Below are 6,871 nucleotides of genomic sequence, written 5' to 3' on the forward strand. Positions count from 1 at the left end.
GATCAAAATAGATTTGGATTTGTTGTAAGTAAAAAAACAGGAAATGCAGTTTGTAGAAATAGACTAAAAAGACTATTTAGAGAGTATTGTCGTTTAAACGAAAAAAACATAATTTTAGGTTATGACATAATTTTTGTTGCCAAGAGAACAGCTGGAGAAAAATTTAAAACTTTAAGTTTTGAGGAGATGAAAACAGATCTTGACCGTGTTCTTAAAAATTCTAAACTATCTAAAAAATAGTTTACTATTTATTTTGAAAAAAATTATCTTAATTTTAATAAGATTTTATCAAAAATATATTTCAATATTTTTGGGGAAAAATTGCATATTTCAACCTTCTTGCTCAAAATACATGTATGATGCAATTGAAATACATGGAGTTTTTAAAGGAGTGTATTTAGGAATATTAAGAATTTTAAGGTGTCACCCATATTCTCAAGGAGGATATGATCCTGTGCCACCAGCTAAAAAATGCGGAGGAAAAAAATAAAATGGAATTTTTATACAAAATATTTGAACAAATATTACTGTTTATAAATGGAATTACAGGAAATTTCGGTTTAGCTATTATAGGGTTAACAATATTAATTAAAATAATATTATTACCATTAACATTAAAACAAGATAAGTCAATGAAGAAGATGAAGCAACTTCAACCTATATTAGAGCAATATAAAGAAAAATATGGACATGACAAAAACTTATTAAATCAGAAAACAATGGAACTTTACAAAGAAAAAAATGTAAATCCGGCTGGGGGATGTTTACCACTTTTAGTTCAATTACCAATTTTATGGGCACTATTTGGTGTTTTAAGAGCTGAAAGAGGAGTTGTTCCAGCAGAATCATTCCTATGGATGAATCTATTACAACCGGATCCTTATTATATATTACCTGTATTAAATGGAGTTGTAGCATTTATTCAACAAAAATTAACAGGAACAGATAGTAATCCTCAGATGAAACAGATGATGTATATTTTCCCAATAATGATGGTATTTATATCTTATAAAATGCCAGCAGGATTACAAGTATACTGGTTAACATCAAGTTTTGTAGGAATAGTACAACAATATTTCATAATGAAAAAAGGAGACTAGAGCTAAAGTTATGGAAAATATAATTGAAATCAAAGCGAGCAGTAGAGAAATTGCCATTGCTAGAGCTATAAAAATATTGGAGGTTACTGCAGATCAAGTTGTTCAAGTTACTGAGTTAGAGAAGCCTAAATCGTTCTTTGGTTTTTTCGCTAAAGATGGATTATATAAAGTTGAAATTAGTAGAGAAGTAGAAACTGAAGAGATTGAGATTTCAGATTCAGAGCAAAGAGAGCCAGTAAAGACAGAAACTAATATTGAAGCTGAGCAAGAAAAAAGAGAAGTAAAAAAAGAGATAAAAGAGAATAGGGAAAAAGAGATAATAAGAGTATCTCAAGAACTATTAAATAAAATGGGTCTTGAATTAGAAGTTGAAATTCTAAGACTAGAGGGTAAAAATTGTGTTATAAATCTTTATGGAGAAGATAATGGAATAATTATTGGAAAAAAAGGTAAGACACTTAATAGCTATGAATATCTATTAAACACTTTGATTAAAGATGTTAGAATAGATGTTGATGTAGAAGGGTTTAAAGAGAAAAGAAATGTTACTCTAAGAGATTTAGCAAGAAAAATGGCAGAAAAAGCTATGAAAACTACTAAGCCTATAAAATTAAATCCAATGCCACCAAGAGAGAGAAAAATTATACATGAAGTTGTTAATAAATATTCAGAATTAGATACTTATAGCGAAGGAAAAGACCCTAAAAGATATATTGTTATTAGAAAAAAGAAGTAGGGGTGAGTTATATGTTTGATACTATTGCTGCCATTTCAACTCCAAGAGGAGAAGGTGGAATAGGAATTGTTAGAATGTCAGGTAGTGATTCCTTATGTATACTAACAAAAATATTTAAACCTATATCAAAAAAAGAGGTTAGTAAACTAAGAAACTTTAGTATTAACTATGGACATCTTTATGATGGAGATGAAATTGTTGATGAGGTTTTAGTTTCAATAATGAAAGGTCCTAACACATATACAAAAGAGGATATTGTAGAGATTAACTGTCATGGCGGATTTCTAATTACAGAAAAAGTTTTAGAATTGGTATTGAAAAGTGGAGCTAGAATAGCTGAAATAGGTGAGTTTACAAGAAGAGCTTTCTTAAATGGAAGACTGGATTTAACTCAAGCGGAAGCCGTAATAGATTTAATACATGGAAAAACTGATAAAAGTATCTCTTTATCTTTAAATCAACTAAGAGGAGATTTAAGAGAACAAATAGATATATTAAAGAAACAACTTTTAGATGTTTCTGCACATGTCAATGTGGTTTTAGATTATCCTGAAGAGGGAATAGATGATCCATTACCTCATGATTTGGTGGATAACTTACACAATGTGGTTAACACTACTGACGCTTTAATCAAATCTTATAATAAGGGAAAAATGATTAAAGAGGGTGTAAAAACAGCTATTGTAGGAAAACCAAATGTTGGAAAATCAAGTTTATTAAACTCTATTTTAAGAGAGGAAAGAGCTATTGTAACTCATATAGCGGGTACAACTAGAGACGTAATTGAGGAAGTTGTAAATCTGAATGGAATCCCTTTAGTTCTGGTAGATACAGCTGGGATAAGAAAAACAGATGACTTGGTAGAAAATATAGGTGTGGAGAAATCTAAAGAGCTAATTGAAAAAGCAGATTTAGTTCTATTCGTTGTTGATAACTCAAGAGAGTTAGATGAGGAAGACCTAAAAATTCATGAGAGAATTCATGCTGATAAAGTTATTGGTCTTATAAATAAAACGGATGTTGAATCGAAGTTAGATGTAACACCATTAACAAAAATAAAAAAATGGATAAAGATTTCTGCACTGGAAAAGATAGGGATAGATTCAATGGAGAAAGAGATATATAACTATGTTGTCTCTGGTCAAGTTGAAGATAGCTCACAAAAACTAGTTATCACTAATGTTAGACATAAGTCTGCACTAGAAAAAACTAAACAAGCAGTAGAAAATATATTTGAAACAATAGATATGGGATTACCAATGGATCTGATAGCTGTGGACTTAAAAGAGGCTTTAGATTCATTGTCAGAGGTAACAGGAGAGATTAGTAATGAAGATCTTTTAGATCATATCTTTAGTAATTTCTGTGTAGGAAAATAAAAGGTATTAGCCACGGATTTATTGTCTGTGGCTATAATTTTTTTGATATTTATTTATGTATATGGACAAAAATAAAAGGAGAAATATATGACTTTCAAGTATGATGTAATAGTTGTAGGTGGTGGACACGCTGGAGTGGAAGCAGCTTTAGCAAGTGCTAGACTAAATAGAAAAACATTACTTTTTACATTGGCATTGGATAATATCGGGATGATGTCATGTAATCCATCGATAGGTGGACCAGGAAAAAGTAACCTAGTTGCAGAGATAGATGTTTTAGGTGGAGAGATGGGAAGACATACTGACCAATATAATCTTCAATTAAAACATTTAAATACAAGTAAAGGTCCAGCAGCTAGAATAACAAGAGGGCAAGCTGATAAATTTTTATACAGAACAAAGATGAAAACTTTACTTGAAGCAACTGAAAATTTAGAGATTATGCAGGATAGCGTAGATGAGCTTTTAGTTGAAGATGGAGCTATAAAAGGTGTAAAAACAGCTTTAGGAATAGAGTACTTTGCAGAAACAGTTGTACTGGCAACAGGAACTTTCTTAAAGGGGAGAATAGTTATAGGTGATGTAAAGTATCCCGCGGGAAGAATGGGGGAAAATTCTGCAGAGAGATTGTCAGAGAGCTTAGAGAAAAATGGAGTTCATTTAGAGAGATATCAAACTGCAACACCTCCAAGAATAGATAAGAGAACAGTGGATTTTTCTGTTATGAAACCACTTTATGGAGAGGAACATCCGAGATATTTCTCTATATATACACAAAAAGAGAGAAACAATGTTGTTCCTACATGGTTAACTCACACTTCAGAGGAAACTTTAAATGTAACTAAGGAGATGTTAAAGTATTCACCGATAGTTTCTGGAATAATAGAGACTCATGGACCTAGACATTGTCCATCATTAGATAGAAAAGTATTAAACTTTCCAGATAAATATGATCATCAAATATTTTTGGAGCTAGAGTCTAGTGAATCCAATGAGTTATACGTAAATGGTTTAACTACAGCGATGCCACCTTTTGCTCAAGAGGCTATGTTAAAATCCATAAAAGGATTGGAAAATGCTAAGATAATGAGATATGGTTATGCGGTGGAATATGATTATGCACCAGCTTCTCAACTGTATCCAAGTTTAGAGAGTAAGAAAATAAAGGGATTATATTTTGCAGGACAGATAAATGGTACCTCAGGATATGAGGAGGCTGCTACACAAGGTTTTATAGCTGGAGTAAATGCAGCTAGAAAAACTTTAAATAAGCAACCGGTAATTTTTGATAGAAGTGAAGGATATATTGGAGTATTAGTTGATGATATCATTCATAAAAAGACTCCAGAGCCCTATAGAGTATTACCATCTAGATCAGAGTATAGATTGACACTTAGATTCGACAATGGCTTTATGAGACTTTTAGATAAAGCTGAGGAGATTGGAATTGTTCCAAAAGAAAAGATTGAATATTTAAAAAAGTGTAGAGAGGATGTCTATTCAGAGATTGAGAGAATAAAAGAAACAAAAGTCCCTATGAAGGATGCCAATGACCTTTTAGAAAAAAAGGGAGCAGAGCAGAGATTAACAAAGGGAGTACAGGCTAATGAACTTCTGAAGTTTAAAGAGATATCATATGATGATTTGGCTCATCTGTTACATATTCCTGAATATCCAGAGTTTGTAAAAAATCAGATTGAAACAATGATAAAGTATGAGGTATTCATTGAAAGAGAGAGAGAGCAGATAGAGAGATTTAAAAGATTGGAAGCTATGAGTATACCAGAGGACTTTGATTTTGATAGTGTAGTTGGTATTTCAAATATAGCTAAAGCTGGATTAAAAGAGATAAAACCTCTTTCAATAGGGGAAGCTTCAAGAATAAGTGGAGTAACAGGAAATGATATTGCGTTACTTTTAGCAACTTTAAAAAAATAATAGTACTATGAACAATAATAAAAACTGTAAATATAGGGTAAATAAACTTGTGTTTGCAGTTTTTTTTGCTATACTTATATTTGTAAAATTGATTTAGGAGGAGAGTAATGATTGTTAGCGACTATCATATACACAGCAGCTTTTCTGGGGATTGTGTAGAGGATTTAGAGAGAATTTGTAAAAAGGCAAAAGAGATTGGAATTAAAGAGATTGCAATAACGGACCATATGGATTTAGATGTGAATGGAACCTCTAACAGTGATGATTTTAAATTAAATTTAGATGAATATGTTCCAACTATTTTGAGATTAAAAGAGAAATATAAAAATGACCTAGATATAAAGTTGGGAATGGAGTTTGGTATTCAAAGACATCTGGGAGAGATAGGAGATAAGATTGTAAAGGAATATCCCTTTGATTTTATAATATCATCTGTTCACAGTGTGGATAAACTTCTTTTAGATCAAAATGAATTTTGGAAAAATAAAACTAGGGAAGAGGCACATGATAAATATTTTTTAGAGATATTAAAAAGTGTTGAAAACTTTAATGAGTTCAGTGTTCAAGGACATCTTGACTTTATAACAAGATATGGAGGTGTTGACAAAAAAGGTTTTATAGACTATATAAGATATCAAGATATAATTGATGAGATTTTAAAAAAACTTATCTCAAAAGGAAAAGGTATTGAGATTAACACTTCAGGAATAAGATATAACGAAAATAGATTTTATCCATGTGATAATATAGTAAAACGTTATTTTGAACTTGGAGGAGAGATTATAACAATAGGTTCAGATTCACATAAGGCATCAGATTTAGGAAAAGATTTTAAAAAAGCTTATGATTTTTTAGAGAGTATAGGTGTAAAATATATCTCGTCTTTTGATCAACTTGATGTGTCTTTTAAAAAAATAAAATAACCTCTTTAAAAGAAGGTGATTATGAACAAAAATAAAAAAAACAAAGGGCTAACTTTTTTAGAAACAATAGCGTGTGTTGCTATTATCTTTTCAGTTAGCTCTTTTTTATTTTATAGAGTGATTAAGTATAATGAAAAAATGGATTTAGAGATGAGTAGATACCTTATACAAACTTTTTTTTTAGAATATACCAATAGGTCTATGTATGAAAATAGGGTCTATTCAATTGAGTTAAACACCTTAGAAAAATATATAGTTGTGAAAAAAACAGATACAGATGAGATTGAAAGAGTCTATTTACCTAAAAAATTAAAATACGAGATACCCTATGACAATGTAAGAAATCCAAAGTTTAAAGTGGATACAACCAAGAATGGAAACTTAAGCAAAGCCTTCACTCTTTATATATTTGGCTATGGTGATCAGGTGGAAAATAGATTGGCTTTTTATATCTTTCAAAAAGAGAGAGTTTTAAAAATAAATGTTTATTTAAAGTCCACATTAAAGGGGATAAATTATAGTAATATATTGGACTATCACTATTCTCAGGAAGGAGAAAATCGAGTTGGATGGATAGAGGAGTAAGAGTTTTAAAGAGCTGTATTCTATTGCTTTCTATTTTTATTGTTGTTTTAGTAAGGGCAACATATAGGGATAAAACACTTGATAAATATATAAAGACATCTACGAAAGAGAGTAAAAATAGTTTTAAAATTTTAAAAATACAAAGGAGGTGATAGATGGAAAATAATATCTATTTTAAAAGAGATATCTTTGAAATAAAAGATTATGATA

8 protein-coding genes are annotated in these 6,871 nt (G+C 30.4%); all 8 read left to right on the plus strand.

The genetic code is table 11. The annotated features are described in order from the left end of the window. Positions 1-240: ribonuclease P protein component (gene rnpA, locus ACMOUI_RS06695; RefSeq protein ID WP_418964953.1), on the plus strand; the 240-nt coding region annotated here is incomplete at its 5' end. Between the two features lie 13 nt (positions 241-253). Beyond that, positions 254-490, plus strand: a complete 237-nt coding sequence (gene yidD, locus ACMOUI_RS06700) for a membrane protein insertion efficiency factor YidD (RefSeq protein ID WP_418964954.1) — start codon at positions 254-256, stop codon at positions 488-490. A 1-nt stretch (position 491) separates the two neighbouring features. Then, entirely contained in the window at positions 492-1,100 is a 609-nt protein-coding gene (locus tag ACMOUI_RS06705; protein ID WP_418964955.1) for a YidC/Oxa1 family membrane protein insertase, read from the plus strand. A 10-nt stretch (positions 1,101-1,110) separates the two neighbouring features. Beyond that, a complete protein-coding gene (jag, locus tag ACMOUI_RS06710) occupies positions 1,111-1,836 on the plus strand; it encodes an RNA-binding cell elongation regulator Jag/EloR (protein WP_418964956.1) in 726 nt (241 codons plus the stop codon). An 11-nt stretch (positions 1,837-1,847) separates the two neighbouring features. After that, the gene (gene mnmE, locus ACMOUI_RS06715) at positions 1,848-3,215 is read left to right on the plus strand and encodes a tRNA uridine-5-carboxymethylaminomethyl(34) synthesis GTPase MnmE (RefSeq protein WP_418964957.1); all 1,368 of its coding nucleotides are present in this window, start codon (positions 1,848-1,850) and stop codon (positions 3,213-3,215) included. An 87-nt stretch (positions 3,216-3,302) separates the two neighbouring features. After that, the gene (gene mnmG, locus ACMOUI_RS06720) at positions 3,303-5,153 is read left to right on the plus strand and encodes a tRNA uridine-5-carboxymethylaminomethyl(34) synthesis enzyme MnmG (protein ID WP_418964958.1); all 1,851 of its coding nucleotides are present in this window, start codon (positions 3,303-3,305) and stop codon (positions 5,151-5,153) included. Between the two features lie 107 nt (positions 5,154-5,260). Continuing rightward, on the plus strand, positions 5,261-6,076 hold the full coding sequence (locus tag ACMOUI_RS06725) for a histidinol-phosphatase HisJ family protein (RefSeq protein WP_418964959.1): 816 nt from the start codon (positions 5,261-5,263) through the stop codon (positions 6,074-6,076). Positions 6,077-6,097: 21 nt separating this feature from the next. Next, positions 6,098-6,661, plus strand: coding sequence for a hypothetical protein (locus ACMOUI_RS06730; protein ID WP_418964960.1), 564 nt, complete (start codon positions 6,098-6,100; stop codon positions 6,659-6,661). Positions 6,662-6,871: the final 210 nt, after the last annotated feature.

This window comes from Cetobacterium sp. (assembly GCF_048470075.1).
Classification (GTDB): domain Bacteria; phylum Fusobacteriota; class Fusobacteriia; order Fusobacteriales; family Fusobacteriaceae; genus Cetobacterium_A.

Bases quoted from the DNA above. Each gene is read 5' to 3' on its own strand.
- ACMOUI_RS06705 (WP_418964955.1), top strand. From the start codon at position 492: ATGGAATTTTTATACAAAATATTTGAACAAATATTACTGTTTATAAAT.
- jag (WP_418964956.1), top strand. From the start codon at position 1,111: ATGGAAAATATAATTGAAATCAAAGCGAGCAGTAGAGAAATTGCCATT.
- mnmE (WP_418964957.1), top strand. From the start codon at position 1,848: ATGTTTGATACTATTGCTGCCATTTCAACTCCAAGAGGAGAAGGTGGA.
- mnmG (WP_418964958.1), top strand. From the start codon at position 3,303: ATGACTTTCAAGTATGATGTAATAGTTGTAGGTGGTGGACACGCTGGA.
- ACMOUI_RS06725 (WP_418964959.1), top strand. From the start codon at position 5,261: ATGATTGTTAGCGACTATCATATACACAGCAGCTTTTCTGGGGATTGT.
- ACMOUI_RS06730 (WP_418964960.1), top strand. From the start codon at position 6,098: ATGAACAAAAATAAAAAAAACAAAGGGCTAACTTTTTTAGAAACAATA.